This is a genomic window from Clostridium sp. AM46-21 (assembly GCF_003480025.1).
GTDB classification, from domain to species: Bacteria; Bacillota; Clostridia; order Lachnospirales; family Lachnospiraceae; genus Coprococcus; species Coprococcus ammoniilyticus.
In genome coordinates this window covers 1-20,426 of the sequence record NZ_QUIB01000022.1, presented here as the reverse complement: position 1 = coordinate 20,426, position 20,426 = coordinate 1, and the positions used below count along the sequence as shown (strand labels likewise).

Sequence of the window (20,426 nt, the reverse complement as noted above, 5' to 3'; positions counted from 1 at the left end):
GGAGGGTGTATGAAGGTAAATAAATTCAGCCTGACGTATCTGGCTGGGATGGTTATGATCCTGATATCCGGATGTTTCCCATTCCTGGGATACCAGTTTACCATGAAGGATTATCAGGATGTAAAGGAATGGTTTCCGCTTTTAAATCTGAAAAAGCTTGCAGACCGTTATCAGGCGATGGGAGATATCAATCTGTTTGTCCGGATATTGCCTTATCTGGCAATCCTTACCGGGATAGCGGGAATTGTACTGGTTGTGATCTATCTGCGTGGAGACCGGGATACCTGGGACATCTTCAATCTGATGTTTTTTATACCGGCTGTTCTTTCCGGTATTGAATTATTCCTGCTGACACACAGTAAGACGATTCGGGCGATTCATGGGATTATGGAAGAAACAACACGCAGTATGCAGGAAAATGGCTATAAAGGCTTTGCAGGATACCGGCTGGGCTTCTATCTGTTTCTGGCAGGTATCATTATCAGTCTGGTCAGTGCGGTGTGTTTCTTTGCACTGGATCGTGAATAAAATAGAACAGGGGTGTGAGAAATGGCAAATGAGAAGATCCTGTTAGTTGAGGATGATTTTGCTTTGGCAATGGGGACGGAATATACATTAAAGACAGAGCATTATGAAGTGGTGCATGCTTCGGATCTTAAGACTGCGAGAAAGTGTCTGCAGCCGGATATCGATCTGGTGCTGCTTGATGTTATGCTGCCGGATGGAAATGGTTATGATTTCTGCAGAGAGATCCGTGAGGCAGATAATTATGTTCCGGTCATATTTCTTACAGCAGTATCAGATGAAGTGAATCTGGTACAGGGACTGGAGCTTGGTGCAGATGATTATATAGCAAAACCATATCGGGTAAAGGAACTGCTGACACGGATCTCTGTGATCCTGAGAAGACAGCGGTATAACAATATCAAAAAAACAGATTTGGAAAATGAAGCAGGAGAAGATTTCATTTTCGGACACACCAGACTAGATAATAAACAGTATAAGATCTACCGGAATGAACGGAATATCGACAGTACACCAAGTGAATTTCGTTTGCTTCGGGAACTGACGCTTCATGAGAATCAGGTTATGACACGGAGACAGTTGATCGAACGGTTGTGGGATGTCGATGAGTCATTTGTGGATGATAATACCTTGTCGGTATATATCAAACGGTTGAGAGATAAGCTGGAAGAGGATTCGGTATATATCCGTACTGTCCGGGGGATTGGTTATATGTTTGTTCCGGACTCAGCAAATAAGTAAAAACAGTAATAGAAATAAACGGCAGGAGTGCTTGGAATGCATTCCTGCCGTTTTATATATGGTTATTGCTTATTTCAATTTTACATAAGCGGCTGAAACATAGCCGTTGTAGGTTCTGCCGTCCTTTGTGAAGGAAATCTGATACCAGTCCTGATATAAGCCTTTGAGTGTAAGCTCTGTTCCATAAGAAACTGTCTGAATAATATCATATCCGGTTCCGGGACCTTTTCTTACATTTAAGACACTGCATATAACCTGCATCTTCTGGCTGCCTTTCTTGCTAGCGGTAAGTGCAGATCTGGTTCCCTTGTAAGCCTTTCCATTTGACTTGTTGTAGGCAACGATGCAATAGCTGTATTTGGATGATCCGGCTTCATTGATAATATAGGAAGAAGCGGCGGAGTTGGTGATCGTTTTTAGCTTTGTATACTTCTTTGTTTTATTTGTATAACGATAGATATAATACCCATCTGCATCTGTCTGAGCCTTCCATGTCATTAACTGCTTGGAACCGTAGCTGTTTACAGCTACTCCTGTTACCTTTTTCGGTGGGATCTTAACGGTTATCGTAGCTGCATCACTGATCGAAGTAGCACCGTTTCCGCGGTAATAGGTTTTAACCTTGAATTTATAGGTTCCGTTTGCGGACAGTCCCTTCTGTGTCCAGGAAGTCTTATCGGAAGATAATTTTGCAATCCGTTTCCAGGAAGAACCTGTGGTTCCGTTTTTCATATAAACAAGATAACCTGAAATATTCTTAGAAGATTTCCAGGAAATACTTACAGAGTTATTCTTGGATGGGATAACGGACACGCTTCTGGCATTTGCTGGTTTTGTCATAATAGATACTGTTTTGGAACGATCTGTACGGACATTGTTGCCGGATTTCTTGTAGTAAGCAACAACACAGTATTTGTAAATGGTATTGCCACTTAATTTTTTATCTGTATATGAGGTTGTGTTTTTATTTGTGATCGTTTTAACGCGTACCCATTTACCATTGTCATTTAAACGGTAAACGATATAGCCGGCAACATTTATCTGACCATTCCATTTAACGGTTACGGTATTCTTTGTAGAGGAAGCAGTTACACCTGTGGCCTGTCCGGGACGGGTGTTTCCGTTTATGGAAGAGGAGTATTTGAAAAATGCGCGGCGGCTGCCTTCTTCAAAGTAAGCACGCACTTTATAAGTGTAAGTTGTTCCGCTTGCCAGCTTGGTATCTGTGTAAGTATTGTTTTTGGCTCCTTTTACATAAGCAACGGTTTTGTATTTACCGGTTGCCGGATTGAAACGTACGATGTGGTAGCCGGAAACTTCGGTCTGCGGAGTCCATTCTAAAGTAAGAGAATCCTTTGCCCGTTTGGCGATTGATACCTTATCAATATTCTTTTCCTGTGTAGCGGCATGAACGATATTGGACTCTCCGCCGTTGTAAGCACCGGAATTTGTTCCGTAGAACGCAAGTACCTTGTAACTGTATAAGGTTTCTACCTCCAGACCCTTGTCTGTAAATGAAGTATTGCTTGCACCGACTGTCGTTCCGACATGCTTATATGTATTTGTGCTCTTGTCAAGACGATAGATCTTATAACCATATACATACGGTACTTTATTCCATTTCAAGGATGCCTTCTGCATGGAAGTTGAAGTGATATGCAGATTCTTAACGGCTTCCGGTTTTTTGATGTACCGGAAATTCATATCAACATTACCGCTGATGCCGGCTACAGAGCCGGAAGATGTGTACTGCCAGTAGGAATATTTACCTTCGTAAGATGCATGCACACTGTTGGTTGCAGAATCCCATCCCGGATATTGGGCGAGCCAGATCGGGAACCGTTTTGCCAGTACATCTGCATATACATCATCTGTGAGTAAAGATTTATTTGCATAGACCATAGCGGTGTAATTATTCTTCTCTACCTCTTCACAGAAAGCAGTACAGATCGTAGTTGCGGCAGCAGGACTTAAGTTTGCCCGTGCAAGTCTGCCGGAATGATTGATGTAGTATTCGTAGTCCATAACAACCGGAAGCTTTATGTTATAGCCTTTGATCAGCTTCATGGTGTAGTTGGCCTCTGCTCTTGCTTCGGCCGTTGTGATCGCCTGGGAATAGACATATACGCCGACATCCAGTCCTGCGGCGAGAGCACCTTCGATGTTTTTCTTATATAATGCGTCTGCTTCCAGCACACCGGATTCTGTGGTACGGAGTGCGACACGGATCAGAGCAAAATTAATTCCGTCTGCCTTGACCTTCTTCCAGTCGATATTGCCCTGCCAGCGGGAGATATCAATACCATTTATAATGTCATAGCCCTTGAACTGTGCATCATGGGCATAGATGCTGGTATCAATGGAAGCCAGAGAAGGATTCTTGATGCTGTCAGATTTTTTCTGAAGCTCCTGAATTGCCTGTGGATCTTCTCCGTATTTTTTATTGATAAGGGCAATCTGTTCCTTTGTTAATGAAGAACTGTCAAATGTTCCTGTTTCTACCATTTCATCAATCTCGTCAGCATATGAAATGTTGGATGACTGGGTAGAAACTGTTGTGTACGCATATTGTGACTGCGCATAGGTCTGACCGGCGATCTTAGGTGCGCTGAAGATCGTGAGACCGGCGACAGCACTGCACAATACCGTGGTAATAAGTTTTTTCACGATAAGCAACCTCCAATTTTTATTTATCCTTAACTAATTTATAATATTTTTTTTACATATAAATGTCAATAATCTGGGGAAATTTAAGAACTATGAAAAAAACAGGTAAAAGATCAGATAAAATCTTTACCAGAAATTTGCACAAAAAAAGCATTTTTGTAGTGCCAAGTCAGTCGATGACGTGTTATAATCAACACGGTAATAAAAAATGAAAGGAACATCATATGGAGAAAAAAACAAGATTTTTTGGGGCATTAGGCGGTATGTTAAAAGGACTGGTCCGCCCGGCAGAATATATTAAGACAGGAAAAAGTGCAACATGGTTTTCCATCCATTTGTTGGTGATCCTTGTATGCGTGATTCTTCCGACGTTAGTATTTTATATGCCGGTCAGCAAGAGAATCGGATATAACCGCCTGGCAGATGCGATCGATGACAGAATTGCATATTTCAGTGTAAGTGAAGACGGATTTTATTGTAAGAAGCAGTATGAATTAAAACGTCCGGGAGAAGCATATATCAGAATCGATTCTACGGATTACGATACGGAATCAGATGAGATCGATGAACTTCTTGAGGTTGGACATTATAAGACAATGGTAGTGGTCAGCAATCAGGAGATTCTGCTGTACAGCGATGATTCACCGACCAGGATCAGTTGGAACAGTGTTTATTCGCACCTGCGTTCGATCGAGAAGCGGGATGTATATGATAAGGATACATTATTAAATCTGACAAGAAAATATGATACTCCGTTATTGATTGGGATTACACTTGTGCTGGCGGTATTGCTGATATTTGTCTACTATGTCGGAACCCTGATATGGGGATTTATCATAAATGCACTCAAGCATGTATTTGGTATCAGTGATGAGATCGGTTTTTCGGATATCGTAAAGGCGTCCACACTTATCAGAACTCCGTGGTTTATAGCGGCGATCCTGATCGCAGGATTTGTATTAAAGGGACAGTTTGTATTTATGTATATTCTGTGTGTGATCATAACATTTGTCTATCTGATCGCAGCAGTCAAATTATATGCAGATGAGATCCTACGGATACCGGAGAAACCGGAAACAAAAGCGGGAGAACAGGAAGATCATGTGCCGGATGAAGAGTATTATGGAGACTGATAATAGTTTCTTAGTATAAAAACAACAAATTAGGAGGTATTATGCGTAAAACTAAAATTATATGTACATTAGGGCCATCAACAGATGATGATGATATTTTGAGAAAGCTTATGATCGAGGGAATGAATGTTGCCCGATTCAACTTTTCACATGGAGATCATGCACAGCATAAACGCAACATGGAACGTATCATGAAGTTCAGAACAGAGCTGAACCTTCCGGTTGCAACACTGCTGGATACAAAGGGACCGGAGATCCGTGTAAAAGATTTCAAAAATGGAAAGATTGAACTGAAGCCGGGGCAGACATTTACATTTACAACCGATGAGGTTGAAGGTGATGAGAAGATGGTTTCAATCACATATAAGAATCTTGTAAATGATGTAAAACCGGGGAATACGATACTGATCGATGACGGTCTGATCGAGATGACGGTAGAGCAGGTATCCGAGAATAAGATCGTCTGTCGTGTAGTAAATGGCGGTCCGGTATCCAATCGCAAGGGCGTAAATGTACCACGCGTAAATCTGTCCATGCCATACATCAGTGAGCAGGATCGTGCAGATATCATATTTGGTATTGAGAATGACTTTGATTTTATTGCAGCGTCCTTTGTAAGAACGGCAGATGATGTATTGGAGATCCGTAAGATTTTAGATGAGCATGGCTGTGATAATATAAATATTATTTCCAAGATCGAGAATATGCAGGGTGTGGAAAATATCGACGAGATCATCCGTGTATCAGATGGTATCATGGTAGCACGTGGCGATATGGGTGTAGAGATTCCGTTAGAGGATGTTCCTGTAATCCAGAAAATGATCATCAAGAAGGTTTACAATGCAGACAAGCAGGTTGTAACAGCAACCCAGATGCTTGATTCCATGATCAAGAACCCAAGACCGACAAGAGCAGAGGCAACAGACGTTGCAAATGCAATCTATGATGGAACCAGCGCGATCATGCTTTCCGGTGAGACAGCCGCAGGCAAGTATCCGGTAGAAGCACTCCATACTATGATTAAGATCGCAGAACGTGCAGAAGAAGATATTGATTATACAAAACGTTTTTATGAGAGAGGAAATATCCAGAATCCGGATATCACCAGCGCAATCTCCCATGCAACCTGTACAACAGCAATCGATCTTGGCGCAGCAGCGATCGTAACCGTAACAAAATCAGGAAAAACAGCCCGCATGATTTCTAAATACAGACCGAAATGTCCGATCATCGGATGTTCACCGGTTGAAAAGGTATGTCGTCAGTTAAATCTGTCATGGGGCGTTCAGCCGCTTCTGATTGCAGAGGAGAATAATACGGATGATCTGTTTGAGCATTCTGTAGAAGCTGCGAAGAGAAATCATTACATCAAGGATGGAGAGATCGTTGTTATCACTGCCGGCGTTCCACTTGGTGTTGCCGGAACAACCAACCTGATCAAGGTACATGTTGTTGGACATATCCTTGTAAAAGGTACTTCTGTAAACGAGAAGTCGGTATGTGCTCCTTTATGTGTAGCAGAAACAGAAGAAGATCTTCAGAAAAATTACAATCCGGGAGATATTATTGTAATGAAAGAGACCAGCAATAATATCATGGAACAGTTAAAGACTGCATCTGCGATCGTGTGTGAAAAGGATGGGAAAAATTCACATGCTGCGATCGTAGGCCTCAGCCGTGATGTTCCGGTTATCATCGGAGCAAAGAATGCGACCCAGATATTAAAAACAGGTGCCATCGTTACAGTAAAAGCCAAAGATGGAGTAGTTGTTTCTTAAGTTTGTAACAAATGTAATAAATCTTAATTTTTAAAAAAACGCTGAAAAACAAGCAAAAACACGGGAATGCCATGTTGACAAGCATTTGAATTGTTGTTATAATGAACCAGAAATGTAACAATTTCGTAACAAATGTTTGATGACATGGCATTTCCATGTCAGGGAGGTAATAAGATGTCCAAAGGAACCAGAAAGATATCCGTTGCGGTAGTAACAGTCAGTCTGGCAGCTACAACGGCATTTGGCGTGATCAAAGCAAATAACATATATGATGATTCAACGATCGGACTCTCATCAGCGCTTGACAGATATGTAGAATCTGTTCAGCTTGAAACGGCTTCAGCCGGAGATGGAAGTACACCGACGGATGCTTCTTCTGAAACAGTTAAGACAGAAACAGCAAAGACTGAGACAAAGAAGACATCAAAAAAGAGTACCAAGAAAGAAGAAAAAACAACAGAAGCTGCGACAGAGGAAACGGGAGCGGCAGAGGAAACCTGTAAGTATCCACAGTTTGAAGGAAAGTGTCTTACAACTGTAACGGATGAGGTTAATATCCGTGCTACAGCAAGTGTAGACGGTGAACTGGTCGGAACACTTGGAGCAAATGGTATTGCCCTTGTAAAGGAAAAAGGTGATACGTGGACAAAGGTTGCATCCGGTAGCTGTGAAGGATACATAAAGAACGATTTCCTTGTATATGGTGACGATGCAGGTGCTTATGCAGAAGAACATTGCAGCAAGTTGGCAACTGTTACAACAGAAACCTTGAATGTACGTGCCGAGGCAGATGCAGACAGTGAATGTCTTACAATGATCCCTGGTGGAGAATCATATTCAGTAATCGGTCAGGCAGATGGCTGGACAGAAGTAAAGGTTGATGATGAGACTGCCGGTTATGTAAGTTCGGATTATGTTGAAATTTCATATAATACAGTAAAGGCTATCTCGGTAGAAGAGGCTGAAGCTGCAAGAGCAGCAGAAGAGGAAGAATTGAGAAGACAACAGGAAGAACAGCAGAAGCAGCAGGAGGAAGAGCAGCAGGCAACAGAAGCCCCTACGGAAGCTTCGACTGAGACTCCTACAGAAGCACCAACTGAGACACCAACAGAAGCCCCTACGGAAGCACCAACTGAGGCTCCTACGGAAGCTCCTACAGAAGCACCTTCTGAGGATCCGGTGCCATCCAGCGGTTCAACTGGTGTAGACCTTGCAAATTATGCATTACAGTTTGTTGGCAATCCTTATGTATATGGCGGTACAAGCCTTACAAATGGTGCTGACTGTTCAGGATTTACATTATCCGTATATGCACACTTTGGAATTTCACTTCCACATTCCGCAACTGCTCAGTCTTATTACGGAACAGAAGTAAGTCTTTCAGAGCTGGAACCGGGTGATCTGTTATTCTACGGAACAGACGGAGATATCGGACATGTTGGAATCTATACAGGTGGCGGCATGATCGTACATGCAAGTACAGAAGCAACAGGAATCAAGACATCTGTATATAATTACAGAACTCCGATCAAGGCAGTCAGACTGCTTGGACAATAAAGGATAAACAGAATAGAAGAAAAGCCGGTACATGGTGAGTGAACAGGTTCTTGTTTCTCCCGGTATGTATCGGCTTTCTTTTTTTGCATTCGATGAATACAAGACTGTAAATTAAGGAAATATGGGAGATAGAAAAAAGATACATATGCATTTGTGTAGTTTTCATAAATTATATAAATTAATTGTTAATTTGACTAAAAAATGAAAAGTAAACGGTTCCCTTTTGTTTAAAATGACTTGAAAAAATGGTGGTTTATGTTATAATAAGACTATCAATTCGGGGACACCCGAAAAAGAAGGAGTTGGGCAACATGAATTACATAATTAGTGGAAAAAACATCGATGTTACTGAAGGTTTAAAGAATGCAGTATATGACAAGCTGTCCAAGCTTGAGAAATATTTCGCAGAAGATGCTGTTGCACAGGTTACATTTAGTGTAGAGAAAGACAGACAGAAGATAGAAGTTACGATCCCTATGAAAGGACATATCATTCGTGCAGAACAGGTAAGTGATGATATGTATGTATCGATCGATCTTGTGCTAGAAGTAATCGAGAGACAGGTGAACAAGCATAAGAAGAAATTGATCGACAAGGAGCAGAATGCAGCATATCTCCAGAATTCATTTGTAGAAGAAGAAACAGATGAAGATGACGAGATTAAGATCGTTAGAAGCAAGAGATTTGCAGTAAAGCCTATGTATCCGGACGATGCATGCATCCAGATGGATCTGCTTGGACATAACTTCTATGTATTTAGAAATGCAGAGACAGAAGAAGTAAATGTTGTCTACAAGAGAAAGGGTAATACATACGGATTGATCGAACCAGAATTTTAATCTCGTACCTGCTGAGCAGGGACAGATATTTTCAGAAGCTATAGTCTGAAGAATGTCTGCCTGAGATTTTCGGATAAAAAGAAGGGTCGCCAGACAATTAACGCTGGCGGCTCTTTTTTGTGGTCAGATTTAAAGAATGAATGTTGATTATTCATCATTATTTCATAAATGCTTTACCAAAGCTTTTCAGATTCATTCTTGATATAAATTTCATATGATGGTATTATGTACCCTGAGTAATAAGATTTGGATATGAAACCAAGAAAACAGTTAGGAGAATAATAGAATGGGATTATTTGAAAAAGTATTTGGCACACATAGTGAGAAAGAACTGAAGAAGATCGCTCCTATTGTGGACAAGATAGAAGCACTTGATTCTGACATGCAGGCATTGTCCGATGAGGAATTAAGAGCAAAGACAGCAGAATTCAAAGAGAGACTTGCAAATGGGGAAACGCTTGATGATCTGCTGGTAGAAGCATTTGCAGTTGTAAGAGAGGCTGCATACAGAGTGCTTGGCATCAAGCATTATAGAGTACAGTTGATCGGTGGCGTTGTATTACATCAGGACGTATCGCCGAGATGAGAACCGGTGAAGGTAAGACCCTTGTGTCTACACTTCCTGTATACTTAAACGCACTGGAAGGCAAAGGTGTTCAGGTCGTAACAGTCAACGATTATCTGGCAAAGCGTGATGCTGAATGGATGGGTAAGGTTCATGAGTTCCTTGGACTTACAGTTGGTATTATTTTGAATTCATCTACAAATGATGAAAGACGTGACGCATATGCATGTGACATTACTTATGTAACAAATAACGAACTCGGTTTCGATTACTTAAGAGATAACATGGTTATCTATAAAGAAAAGCTTGTGTTAAGAGGACTTCATTATTGTGTAATCGACGAGGTCGACTCTGTATTGATCGATGAGGCGAGAACACCTCTGATCATTTCAGGACAGAGCGGCAAATCGACAGAGCTTTATAAGATGTGCGATTACCTTGCAAGACGTATGAAGCGTGGTGAAGGTGATGGCGAGATCTCCAAGATGGATATGCTGATGAATACAGCAATTGAGGAAGACGGAGATTTTCTTGTAAATGAAAAAGACAAATACGTTATGCTGACAGCAAACGGTGTGAAGGAAGTAGAGCAGTTCTTCCATATCGAGAACCTGTCCGATCCTGAGAATATCGAGATCCAGCATAACATAATTCTTGCACTTCGTGCACATAACCTGATGTTCCGTGACCGTGATTATGTTGTAAAGGATGACGAGGTTCTGATCGTTGATGAATTTACAGGACGTATCATGCCGGGCCGTCGTTTCTCAGACGGACTGCATCAGGCGATCGAAGCAAAGGAAAATGTAAAGGTTAAGAGAGAGTCCAAGACACTTGCTACGATCACATTCCAGAACTTCTTTAATATGTTTGAGAAGAAAGCAGGTATGACAGGTACAGCAAGTACAGAGGAAGAAGAATTCAGAGAGATCTATGGTATGGATGTTGTAGAGATCCCAACCAACCTTCCGGTACAGAGAATTGACCACCCGGATTCTATCTTCAAGACAAAGAAAGAGAAATTAAACGCTATTGTTGAGCAGATCAATGAGAGTTACAGAAAAGGACAGCCTGTTCTGGTTGGTACGATCAATATTGATGCATCTGAGGAACTCAGCCACATGCTCAGCAAGAAAAAAATTCCACATAAGGTATTAAATGCAAAGTTCCATGAGCTTGAGGCAGAGATCGTTGCAGAAGCAGGTCAGAAGAATGCAGTTACGATCGCAACGAACATGGCTGGTCGTGGTACGGATATTAAGCTTGGCGAGGGCGTTGCTGAACTTGGCGGACTTCGTATCATTGGTACAGAACGTCATGAGTCCAGACGAATCGATAATCAGCTTCGTGGACGTTCCGGTCGTCAGGGAGATCCGGGTGAATCCAAGTTCTACCTGTCTCTAGAAGATGATCTGATGAGATTGTTTGGTTCTGAGAGAGTTATGAGCCTTTATGATACATTGAAGATCCCGGAGGGCGAAGAGATCCAGCATAAGACAATCTCGAACTTCGTAGAGAAGGCCCAGAAGAAGATCGAAAGCAACAACTTCGCGATCAGAAAGAATCTGTTAGAGTATGACCGTGTAAATAATGAACAGAGAGAGATCATGTATAAGGAGCGCCGGAGAGTCTTAGACGGTGAAGATATGCATGAAGTTATCCTGAAGATGCTCAAGGATGATATCAATGCATGTGTAGATACTGTATGCTCATCAGAAGTTGCACCGGAAGAGTGGAATATTGTAGAGCTTGACAATATGATCCGTGAGATCATTCCATTTACAGAACCAATCGCACTTACTGAGCATGAGATCAAAAAGGGTGACACAGAAGAACTCAAAGAGAGACTGTATAATGAGGCTGTGGAACTCTACCATGAGAAAGAAAAAGAATTCCCAAGTCCGGAAGATATGCGTGAGATCGAGCGTATTATCCTTCTGAAGGTAATTGATAGAAAATGGACTGACCATATCGATGATATGGAACAGTTAAAGCAGGGTATCGGGCTTCAGTCACTGGGCCAGAGAGATCCTGTTGTAGAATACAAGTTTGCCGGTTATGACATGTTCAATGAGATGACAAGAGCAATTCAGGAGGATACAGTAAAACTGCTTCTCCGTGTTAAGGTTGAACAGAAGGTTGAACGAGAGGAAGTAAATAAGGTTACAGGAACAAACAAGGATGATACTGTATCCAGAGGACCTGTAAAGAAAGCAAAAAAAATCGGAAGAAATGATTTGTGTCCATGCGGCAGCGGTAAGAAATATAAGAACTGCTGCGGACGGAACGAATAGAAATAATGTGTTGCAGCTGCAACCGATAAAGTAGGTGAGAAATTAATGATAGAGACAGACCAGTTTAAGTTCACATTGAATCAGTACAGACAACCATTAATGGAAGTAAGGGATTCACTTTGACATCGCTGGCAGAAAAGACAGCATAGGAAAATTACAATATGAGATGGAACAGCCGGGCTTCTGGGATGATGTAGCAAAGTCAACCAGCGTTTCCAGACAGTTAAAGGAGCTGCAGGATTCGCTGGAGGAATATCAGAAGCTGGAACAGGATTTTTCAGATATTGAAACCCTGATTCAGATGGCGGAAGAAGAGGGCGATTCCTCTATGATAGAGGAAATCGGTGAGATGCTGACAGCATTTCAGAAGGAATTCGAAAATTACAGGATCAGTCTTCTACTGTCGGATGAGTTTGATGGTTACGATGCCGTTATGACGCTTCATGCAGGAGCCGGCGGGACAGAGTCCTGTGACTGGACATCGATGTTATACAGAATGTATACCAGATGGGCGGAAAAGCACGGTTTTAAGGTGGAAGTGCTTGACTATCTGGAGGGTGATGAGGCTGGCATTAAGTCGGTTACGATACAGATCAGTGGACAGAATGCTTATGGATATCTGAAATCAGAAAAAGGAGTACATCGTCTGGTTCGTATTTCACCGTTCAATGCAGCAGGCAAGCGACAGACTTCATTTGCTTCCTGCGATGTGATACCGGAGATAGAGGAAGACCTGGAAGTGGATATCAATGAAGATGATCTCCGGATCGATACTTACAGATCGAGCGGAGCCGGTGGACAGCACATCAATAAGACATCATCGGCGGTTCGTATCACGCACATTCCGACCGGTATCGTAGTACAATGCCAGAATGAGCGTTCACAGCATATGAATAAGGATAAGGCTATGCAGATGCTGAAGTCTAAGCTGTATCTGATCAAGAAACAGGAGAATTTGGATAAGATTTCGGATATTCGGGGTGAGATACTGGAGAATGGATTTGGAAGCCAGATCCGGTCTTATGTTATGCAGCCGTATACGATGGTGAAGGATCACCGGACAGGTGAAGAAAGCGGAAATGTTGCCGCAGTTTTAGATGGAGAACTCGACGGATTTATGAATGCATATTTAAAATGGTGCAGCCGGAGTGAGTCGTAATATACAAAAAAGAATGCAAAAAGGAGAGACACCCACATGGTAAATATAGCAGTATTAGGTTATGGTACAGTTGGTTCAGGCGTGGTTGAAGTAATCAATACAAATCACGAGATCATTAATAAGAGAGCGGGAGAAGAGATTAACATCAAGTATGTTCTTGATCTGAGAGATTTCCCGGGAGATCCTGTACAGCAGATACTGACACATGACTTCAATGACATCTTAAACGATGATGAAGTAAAGGTTGTTGTTGAAGTAATGGGAGGAATCAATCCTGCCTATACATTTGTAAAACAGTGCCTTGCAGCAGGCAAGAGTGTAGCAACATCCAATAAGGAACTGGTAGCTTCTCACGGACCGGAATTACTTGCGATCGCAAAAGAGAACAATGTGAATTTCTTATTTGAGGCATCTGTTGGCGGTGGTATTCCGATCATCCGTCCATTAAATACCTCTATCACAGCAGATGAAGTAACAGAGATCACAGGTATCTTAAACGGAACAACAAATTATATCCTGACCAAGATGGATCAGGAAGGTGCATCTTATGATGAAGTGCTGAAGCAGGCACAGGATCTGGGATATGCAGAAAGAAATCCGGAAGCAGACGTAGAAGGTGGAGATGCGTGTAGAAAGATCGCTATCCTGACTTCTATCGTATATGGAAAGCATCTGGATTACACTAAGATCCATACAGAAGGAATCACAAAGATCTCAACAGAAGATTTCAAATATGCAGATGCACTTGGTGTATCGATCAAATTAGTAGGTACGACTAAAAAGGAAGGAGATACCTTATACTCCTTCGTTGCACCTATGATGCTGGACGAGAACCATCCATTATCCGGTATCCATGATGTATTCAATGGCATATTTGTACATGGAAATGTTGTAGATGATATCATGTTCTATGGAAGAGGAGCCGGAAAGCTTCCAACAGCATCCGCCGTTGTATCCGATGTTGTAGACGAAGTAAAACATATGGGTAAGAATATTATGGCAAGTTGGGATGCAGAAGCACTTCCGATCGGTGATTTCAGAGATGCGGTTAATCGTTTCTTCATACGGGTAAGTGCAGATGCGATCACAAAAGATGAGATCCAGAAGCTGTTTGGTGATGTGACATATGTAACAGCAGAAGGTGTGGACGGAGAGCTTGCATTTATCACTTCGTCCATGACTGAGGGCAGTTTTGCTGATATTACAGCTAAAATTGATAAAATTTTCAGCATAATCAGAGTAGCATTTTAGAGAAAAAAGTTGTATAACCATAAGATGGCCGATGTAAAAACGGGTTATCACTATATGGAAATAACCGGATGATCAGATGAAAAGAAAAGGAGGACACCGATGAAAAGAGCCGACTACATTAGCTGGGATCAGTATTTTATGGGTATTGCACTGTTGTCAGCAGAGAGAAGCAAAGATCCTTCCACTCAGGTTGGTGCATGTATTGTAGACGATAATAATCGTATTCTGTCGGAAGGGTATAATGGTATGCCTGCCGGATGTGAAGACGATATCATGCCATGGGGAAAAATCGGTGATCCTTTGAACAATAAATATTTCTTTGTGTGTCATGCAGAATTGAATGCCATCCTGAATTACAGAGGCGGTAGCTTAAAGGACGCAAGACTTTATTCGACCTTATTCCCTTGCAATGAATGTGCGAAAGCAATCATTCAGTGTGGGATAAAAGAGGTGATCTATCTGTCGGATAAATATGCCAGTACCGACAGCACGATGGCATCCAAGAGAATGTTTGATATGGCAGGAGTTACTTATCGGCCATATGAAGTAAAAGGAAAGAAGATAACGATAGATTTATGATGATTGTAAAAGAAAGCAACAGCAGAGAAGACACATACAGGATCGGACGGGAGCTTGGCGAACAGGCGGTTCCGGGACAGGTTTTCTGTTTCTTTGGAGATCTGGGCGTAGGAAAGACGATATTTTCACAGGGATTTGCCAAAGGTCTTGGAGTCGATGATATTGTGAACAGCCCTACATTTACGATCGTGAAAGAATATGATAACGGACGGCTTCCGTTATATCATTTTGATGTCTATCGGATCGGAGATGTGGATGAGATGGAAGAAATCGGCTACAATGAGATGGTATACGGTGATGGAGTATGCCTGATCGAATGGGCAAATCTGATCGAAGAGATCCTTCCGGATCATTATCAGAAGATAACGATTGAAAAAGACCTTGAAAAAGGGACAGATTATAGAAAGATAACGATAGAAGAGGTTTAAAGATATGAAGATCCTCGCTCTGGACAGCTCAGGGCTGGTTGCATCCGTTGCCTTATTAGAGAATGACAATCTGGTTGCAGAATTTACAGTAAATAACAAAAAGACACATTCACAGACCTTGCTTCCGATGCTGGACGAGGTTGTAAACGCAGCAGGTATTGAGCTTGATGCAGTAGATGCGATCGCGATCGCAGCAGGTCCGGGGTCATTTACCGGACTGCGTATCGGAGCAGCAACGGTAAAAGGACTGTCGCTTGCACTTGATAAGCCGGTTGTGCCTGTTCCGACACTGGAAGGACTTGCATACAATTTCTGGGGAAGTGACAGGCTGATCTGTCCGATCATGGATGCCAGAAGAAATCAGGTCTATACTGGATTGTACAGATTTGACGAAGCAGGTAATCTGGTTACAGAGATGGATCAGATACCGATGGATGTAAATGAGTTGATCGATCTGCTTCTTGAAAAAGATGAAGAAGTGCAGTTTACAGGTGATGGCATACAGGTGTATGGATCTCAGATCCTGTCAAAGATGAAGCATGCACGTCTGGCACCGGCACATCTGAACAAACAGAAGGCTGGATCAGTCGCATATGCCGGCGCTTACCGGTATGCGCATGAACAATATATAAATGGAGATGATTTTGCTCCTGAATATCTGAGAATGTCTCAGGCAGAAAGAGAAAGAAAAGAGAAAGGTGAAAGAAATGAGTAATAGCGTCAGTGATGGCGGGGCGGCGGGGCCCTATTTAGACAACATTGAGATAAGAGAAGGCGATGAGGAACAGTTGCTTGATATTGTTTCTCTGGGAGAAAAAGTATTTATGAGTTCCTGGAATGAGCAGATGGTTGCGACATCCATGTATGGAACGTATGATACCGTGCTTACAGCAGTTGACACAACGAAGGATGACAAGGTGGTTGGTTATTGTATCTTTACTGCACCGTGTGAGGATTGTGAACTGCTTCGGATTGCTGTTGATAAAGATTACAGGAAATGTGGAATCGGACACAGACTGATGAAAGAAATGATCCACATGTGTGTAGAAGACAATGGAGAAAAGATCTTCTTGGAGGTTCGTGAGTCTAATGACGCAGCAATATCAATGTATGAATCACTAGGCTTCGATGAGATTTCCAGAAGGAAAGATTATTATAAAAAACCAACAGAAGATGCTGTTATCATGGAACTGAAGTGTTCACATTCATAATACATAGATGACAGGAATTCCCACTACAAAAGATGCATTTTTTCTATTATAATCGACAATAGAAAAGATACAGAGATCGCCGGGAAACCGGAAGATCAGGAGGAAATTATGATGGATGTAATACGTTGCAATATGTGTGGGAAAGAATTGTCAGTCAGAAATGACATTTTGATGGAAGATGCAATTATAATTTCAAAAAAGTGGGGATACTTCTCAAAGAAAGATGGAGAAACCCACAGGATCTGTATATGCGAAGATTGTTATGACCGGCTGGCAGACAGCTTTGCAGTACCGGTACAGAGAGACGAAACGGCAGAATATATGTAGAACCAGAGAGTCATTTGAATATAAAATGACTCTTTTTTCCTTACAGGAGAAATGGTTTACAGACAGAGTGGAAACAGAAGTTGGAGGATAGAATATGTTAGATGTATGTTTGCTTGGTACAGGCGGAATGATGCCACTTCCGTACAGAGCGTTGACATCCATGATGATACGATACAATGGCAGCTCTATATTAGTTGATTGTGGTGAAGGAACGCAGGTAGCAGTCAAACAGCAGGGATGGAGCTTCAAACCGATCGATGTGATCCTGTTCACACATTTTCATGCAGATCATATCAGCGGATTGCCTGGGCTACTCCTGACAATCGGAAATGCAGAACGAAAGGATCCGGTTCTGATGGTTGGACCAAAACGGTTGGAACGGGTAGTGAACTCTCTGCGCGTGATCGCACCGGAGCTTCCATTTGAGATACAGTTTAAAGAACTGACAGAGGAAGAAGAAGAATTTGAAGTGTGTGGCTTACGTGCAAATGCGTACCGGGTAAATCATAATGTTACCTGTTATGGATATTCATTTGAGCTTGACCGTGCTGGTAAATTCGATGTGGAACGTGCACGTGCACAGGAGGTTCCGATGCAGATCTGGAATACATTGCAGAAGGGCATGACGATAGAACTGGACGGCAGGCTCTATACACCGGATATGGTTATGGGACCGGATCGGAAAGGGCTTAAGGTCACATATTGTACAGATACTCGTCCGACACCACTTATTACAAAACATGCGGCAGGCTCAGACTTGTTTATCTGCGAAGGAATGTATGGTGAACCGGACAAATACGAAAAGGCAGTTTCCCATAAGCATATGACAATGTATGAGGCGGCGGAGATTGCGAAAGAGGCAGAAGTAAAACAGATGTGGCTGACACATTATAGTCCGTCCCTGATCAAGCCGATGCAGTACATGGATGAAGTAAGAAAAATATTCCCGGCTGCGGTTGCAGGAAAAGACCGGATGGAGACAACGTTAAAATTTGCAGACTGATACAGACGGTAAAACAGGAAAAAGAGGAAGATGAAAATGGAGAAAAAAGATATAAAGATTCTGGCAATTGAATCATCTTGTGATGAGACTTCAGCGGCTGTCGTCGTAAACGGTAGGGAAGTATTATCAAATATCATATATTCACAGATTGACATTCACACACTGTATGGCGGCGTTGTTCCTGAGATAGCGTCAAGAAAACACATCGAGAAAGTGAATCAGGTAATAAGGGCTGCACTGAAAGAAGCAGACTGTACTCTGGATGATATAGATGCGATCGCAGTTACATATGGGCCGGGCTTAGTAGGAGCTTTGCTGGTTGGAGTAGGAGCAGCAAAGGCGATCAGCTATGCAAAGAATATCCCATTGGTAGGCGTTCATCATATAGAGGGACATATTGCTGCTAATTTTATAGAAGATAAGACATTGGAACCGCCATTTATGTGTCTGGTTGTATCCGGCGGGCATACCCATCTGGTAAAGGTGACAGACTACGGGCAGTTTGAGATCCTTGGTGTGACCAGAGATGATGCGGCAGGTGAAGCATTTGACAAAGTAGCAAGAGCTATCGGACTTGGATACCCGGGTGGACCGAAGGTAGATAAGCTTGCAAAAGAGGGAAATCCGGATGCAATTGAATTCCCTAGAGCAAAGATTTCCGATTCTGCATATGATTTTAGCTTCAGTGGTCTGAAGTCTGCAGTTTTAAATTATATCAATCAGAAGGAAATGAAGAATGAGGAGATCAACCGCGCAGATGTAGCGGCATCCTTCCAGAAAGCGGTAACGGATGTACTGACAGAACATACCATCTATGCAGCCAGGAAATATGGCATGGATAAAGTTGCGCTGGCAGGCGGTGTTGCATCCAACTCAGCACTTCGTGCATCGATGAAAGCGGCCTGCGAAAAAGCAGGAATTCAGTTATATTATCCGGCACCGATCCTTTGCACCGATAATGCAGCCATGATCGGAGCGGCTGGTTATTATGAATTCATAAAAGGTACCAGACACGGGCTGGATCTGAATGCAGTTCCAAATCTGAAATTAGGCGAGCGGTAGAAGGATACAGTAAGAAGTGAATGCAGATTGCTCTGCTGCTTTGTGAGTGTTTGTAAATATATGGTGAAAGAATACAATATGAAACAAATATTAGAGGCAAAAAAGATAAAAGGATAGAAGAGAAAACATGAAGACAACGGCGATCATACTTGCGGCAGGAAAAGGCAGCCGAATGCACAGTAAAATTGAAAAACAGTTCATGGAGCTTGGAGGCTATCCTGTAATTTATTATGCATTAAAAGCTTTTGAAGAAAGTCCTGTGGATTCCATCATTCTTGTAACAGGAAAAAACAGTGTGGAATATTGCAGGCATGAGATCATAGAGAAATATCATTTTACAAAGGTTGTATCTGTAGTAGAGGGCGGTGAAAATCGGTATGATTCTGTATATAATGGTTTGTGTGCATGTCCGGAGACCGATTATGTCATGATCCATGACGGCGCAAGACCATTTGTGACACAGGATATGGTCGTTAGATCGATCCAGACACTGGCAGATTACAAAGCGTGTACGGTGGGGATGCCTGTAAAGGATACGATAAAGATCGTAAATGAAAATCGGATTGGAATGGCGACTCCTGCAAGAGAGTACCTGTGGCAGATCCAGACCCCACAGAGCTTTGATTATAAATGTCTGATGAAGTGTTATCAGAAGATGATGAAGAAACGGGCAGATGGGGCAGCAATAGCAGTGACGGATGATACGATGGTGGTCGAAGAATACGGTAAGATACAGGTGAAAGTGATTGAGGGCAGCTATACAAATATAAAGATTACGACACCGGAAGATATGCGTATTGGACAGGAATTTCTGCAAAAACAGGGGTAAAGAAGTACTTGAAAATACCAGTCACAAAAAAATGAAATAATTTGAAAAAATGTGTTGACATAGAAAAACAGAAGTGCTAATATATACAAGTCGCCGGTCAAAAGGAGACTTAAACAACTGGATGGAGAGATATCGAAGTGGTCATAACGAGGCGGTCTTGAAAACCGTTTGTCCGAAAGGGCGCGAGGGTTCGAATCCCTCTCTCTCCGCTGACTTTTCAATAAACAAAGATGGAAAGTTCAAGCGCTTGATACTAGGAGAAGTACCCAAGCGGTTGAAGGGGCTCCCCTGGAAAGGGAGTAGGCCGTTAATAGCGGCGCGAGGGTTCAAATCCCTCCTTCTCCGTTAAGTTTTACTGGTACAGGCGAAAACAAAGAACCTTGAAAAATTAACAACATGACAACCCTGAAATTCCAAATAAAGAATTTCAAAAAGAACGTAACAGACGCAAGTCTGATACAAACCAAGAACAGTAAAG

The 20,426-nt window shown here is 42.2% G+C and carries 17 protein-coding genes, 2 tRNA genes and 1 pseudogene; 19 read left to right on the top strand and 1 reads right to left on the bottom strand.

Annotated features, from left to right (window positions below; translation table 11 throughout):
* Positions 1 to 9: 9 nt before the first annotated feature.
* Complete coding sequence (locus DW959_RS13210) at positions 10 to 528, top strand: hypothetical protein (RefSeq protein ID WP_021943114.1); 519 nt, start codon at positions 10 to 12, stop codon at positions 526 to 528.
* Positions 529 to 549: 21 nt separating this feature from the next.
* A complete protein-coding gene (locus tag DW959_RS13205) occupies positions 550 to 1,266 on the top strand; it encodes a response regulator transcription factor (protein ID WP_021943115.1) in 717 nt (238 codons plus the stop codon).
* Between the two features lie 69 nt (positions 1,267 to 1,335).
* Here the strand turns inward: DW959_RS13205 and DW959_RS13200 are convergent, their stop codons facing one another.
* A complete protein-coding gene (locus DW959_RS13200; RefSeq protein ID WP_118616375.1) occupies positions 1,336 to 3,933 on the bottom strand; it encodes a GH25 family lysozyme in 2,598 nt (865 codons plus the stop codon).
* A 224-nt stretch (positions 3,934 to 4,157) separates the two neighbouring features.
* Here DW959_RS13200 and DW959_RS13195 point away from each other — a divergent pair, with 224 nt between their 5' ends.
* The 17 genes and pseudogenes from DW959_RS13195 to DW959_RS13115 all read left to right on the top strand — a co-directional run bounded on the left by DW959_RS13195 (position 4,158) and on the right by DW959_RS13115 (position 20,293).
* On the top strand, positions 4,158 to 5,066 hold the full coding sequence (locus tag DW959_RS13195) for a hypothetical protein (RefSeq protein ID WP_021943117.1): 909 nt from the start codon (positions 4,158 to 4,160) through the stop codon (positions 5,064 to 5,066).
* A gap of 41 nt (positions 5,067 to 5,107) precedes the next feature.
* On the top strand, positions 5,108 to 6,844 hold the full coding sequence (pyk, locus tag DW959_RS13190; RefSeq protein WP_021943118.1) for a pyruvate kinase: 1,737 nt from the start codon (positions 5,108 to 5,110) through the stop codon (positions 6,842 to 6,844).
* A 174-nt stretch (positions 6,845 to 7,018) separates the two neighbouring features.
* Positions 7,019 to 8,401 carry a C40 family peptidase gene (locus DW959_RS13185; RefSeq protein WP_021943119.1) on the top strand — a complete coding sequence of 461 codons (1,383 nt, stop codon included), beginning with the start codon at positions 7,019 to 7,021 and terminating at the stop codon, positions 8,399 to 8,401.
* Positions 8,402 to 8,712: 311 nt separating this feature from the next.
* On the top strand, positions 8,713 to 9,240 hold the full coding sequence (gene raiA / locus DW959_RS13180) for a ribosome-associated translation inhibitor RaiA (protein WP_021943120.1): 528 nt from the start codon (positions 8,713 to 8,715) through the stop codon (positions 9,238 to 9,240).
* A 286-nt stretch (positions 9,241 to 9,526) separates the two neighbouring features.
* A pseudogene (gene secA, locus DW959_RS13175) lies at positions 9,527 to 12,099 on the top strand (preprotein translocase subunit SecA).
* Positions 12,100 to 12,144: 45 nt separating this feature from the next.
* A protein-coding gene (prfB, locus tag DW959_RS13170; protein WP_117822541.1) for a peptide chain release factor 2 occupies positions 12,145 to 13,258 on the top strand; the annotation gives its coding sequence in 2 pieces (ribosomal slippage) (positions 12,145 to 12,219 and positions 12,221 to 13,258; 1,113 coding nt in all).
* Positions 13,259 to 13,294: 36 nt separating this feature from the next.
* Entirely contained in the window at positions 13,295 to 14,509 is a 1,215-nt protein-coding gene (locus DW959_RS13165; protein ID WP_021943123.1) for a homoserine dehydrogenase, read from the top strand.
* 99 nt (positions 14,510 to 14,608) lie between these two features.
* The gene (locus DW959_RS13160) at positions 14,609 to 15,088 is read left to right on the top strand and encodes a dCMP deaminase family protein (protein ID WP_021943124.1); all 480 of its coding nucleotides are present in this window, start codon (positions 14,609 to 14,611) and stop codon (positions 15,086 to 15,088) included.
* Positions 15,085 to 15,516 (top strand): tRNA (adenosine(37)-N6)-threonylcarbamoyltransferase complex ATPase subunit type 1 TsaE, encoded by a 432-nt coding sequence (tsaE, locus tag DW959_RS13155; protein WP_021943125.1) that lies wholly within the window; start codon positions 15,085 to 15,087, stop codon positions 15,514 to 15,516. Before DW959_RS13160 ends, tsaE begins: the two co-directional genes overlap by 4 nt.
* A gap of 4 nt (positions 15,517 to 15,520) precedes the next feature.
* Complete coding sequence (gene tsaB, locus DW959_RS13150) at positions 15,521 to 16,231, top strand: tRNA (adenosine(37)-N6)-threonylcarbamoyltransferase complex dimerization subunit type 1 TsaB (RefSeq protein ID WP_021943126.1); 711 nt, start codon at positions 15,521 to 15,523, stop codon at positions 16,229 to 16,231.
* The gene (gene rimI / locus DW959_RS13145; RefSeq protein ID WP_118616373.1) at positions 16,224 to 16,727 is read left to right on the top strand and encodes a ribosomal protein S18-alanine N-acetyltransferase; all 504 of its coding nucleotides are present in this window, start codon (positions 16,224 to 16,226) and stop codon (positions 16,725 to 16,727) included. The genes tsaB and rimI overlap by 8 nt, the downstream gene beginning before the upstream one ends.
* Positions 16,728 to 16,835: 108 nt before the next feature.
* Entirely contained in the window at positions 16,836 to 17,054 is a 219-nt protein-coding gene (locus DW959_RS13140; RefSeq protein ID WP_021943128.1) for a hypothetical protein, read from the top strand.
* Between the two features lie 94 nt (positions 17,055 to 17,148).
* Positions 17,149 to 18,057 carry a ribonuclease Z gene (locus tag DW959_RS13135; RefSeq protein WP_021943129.1) on the top strand — a complete coding sequence of 303 codons (909 nt, stop codon included), beginning with the start codon at positions 17,149 to 17,151 and terminating at the stop codon, positions 18,055 to 18,057.
* A gap of 30 nt (positions 18,058 to 18,087) precedes the next feature.
* Positions 18,088 to 19,119 (top strand): tRNA (adenosine(37)-N6)-threonylcarbamoyltransferase complex transferase subunit TsaD, encoded by a 1,032-nt coding sequence (gene tsaD / locus DW959_RS13130; RefSeq protein WP_117808589.1) that lies wholly within the window; start codon positions 18,088 to 18,090, stop codon positions 19,117 to 19,119.
* 127 nt (positions 19,120 to 19,246) lie between these two features.
* On the top strand, positions 19,247 to 19,948 hold the full coding sequence (gene ispD / locus DW959_RS13125; RefSeq protein WP_021943131.1) for a 2-C-methyl-D-erythritol 4-phosphate cytidylyltransferase: 702 nt from the start codon (positions 19,247 to 19,249) through the stop codon (positions 19,946 to 19,948).
* A gap of 123 nt (positions 19,949 to 20,071) precedes the next feature.
* Positions 20,072 to 20,157, top strand: a tRNA-Ser gene (locus DW959_RS13120).
* Positions 20,158 to 20,204: 47 nt separating this feature from the next.
* A tRNA-Ser gene (locus DW959_RS13115) sits at positions 20,205 to 20,293 on the top strand.
* Positions 20,294 to 20,426: the final 133 nt, after the last annotated feature.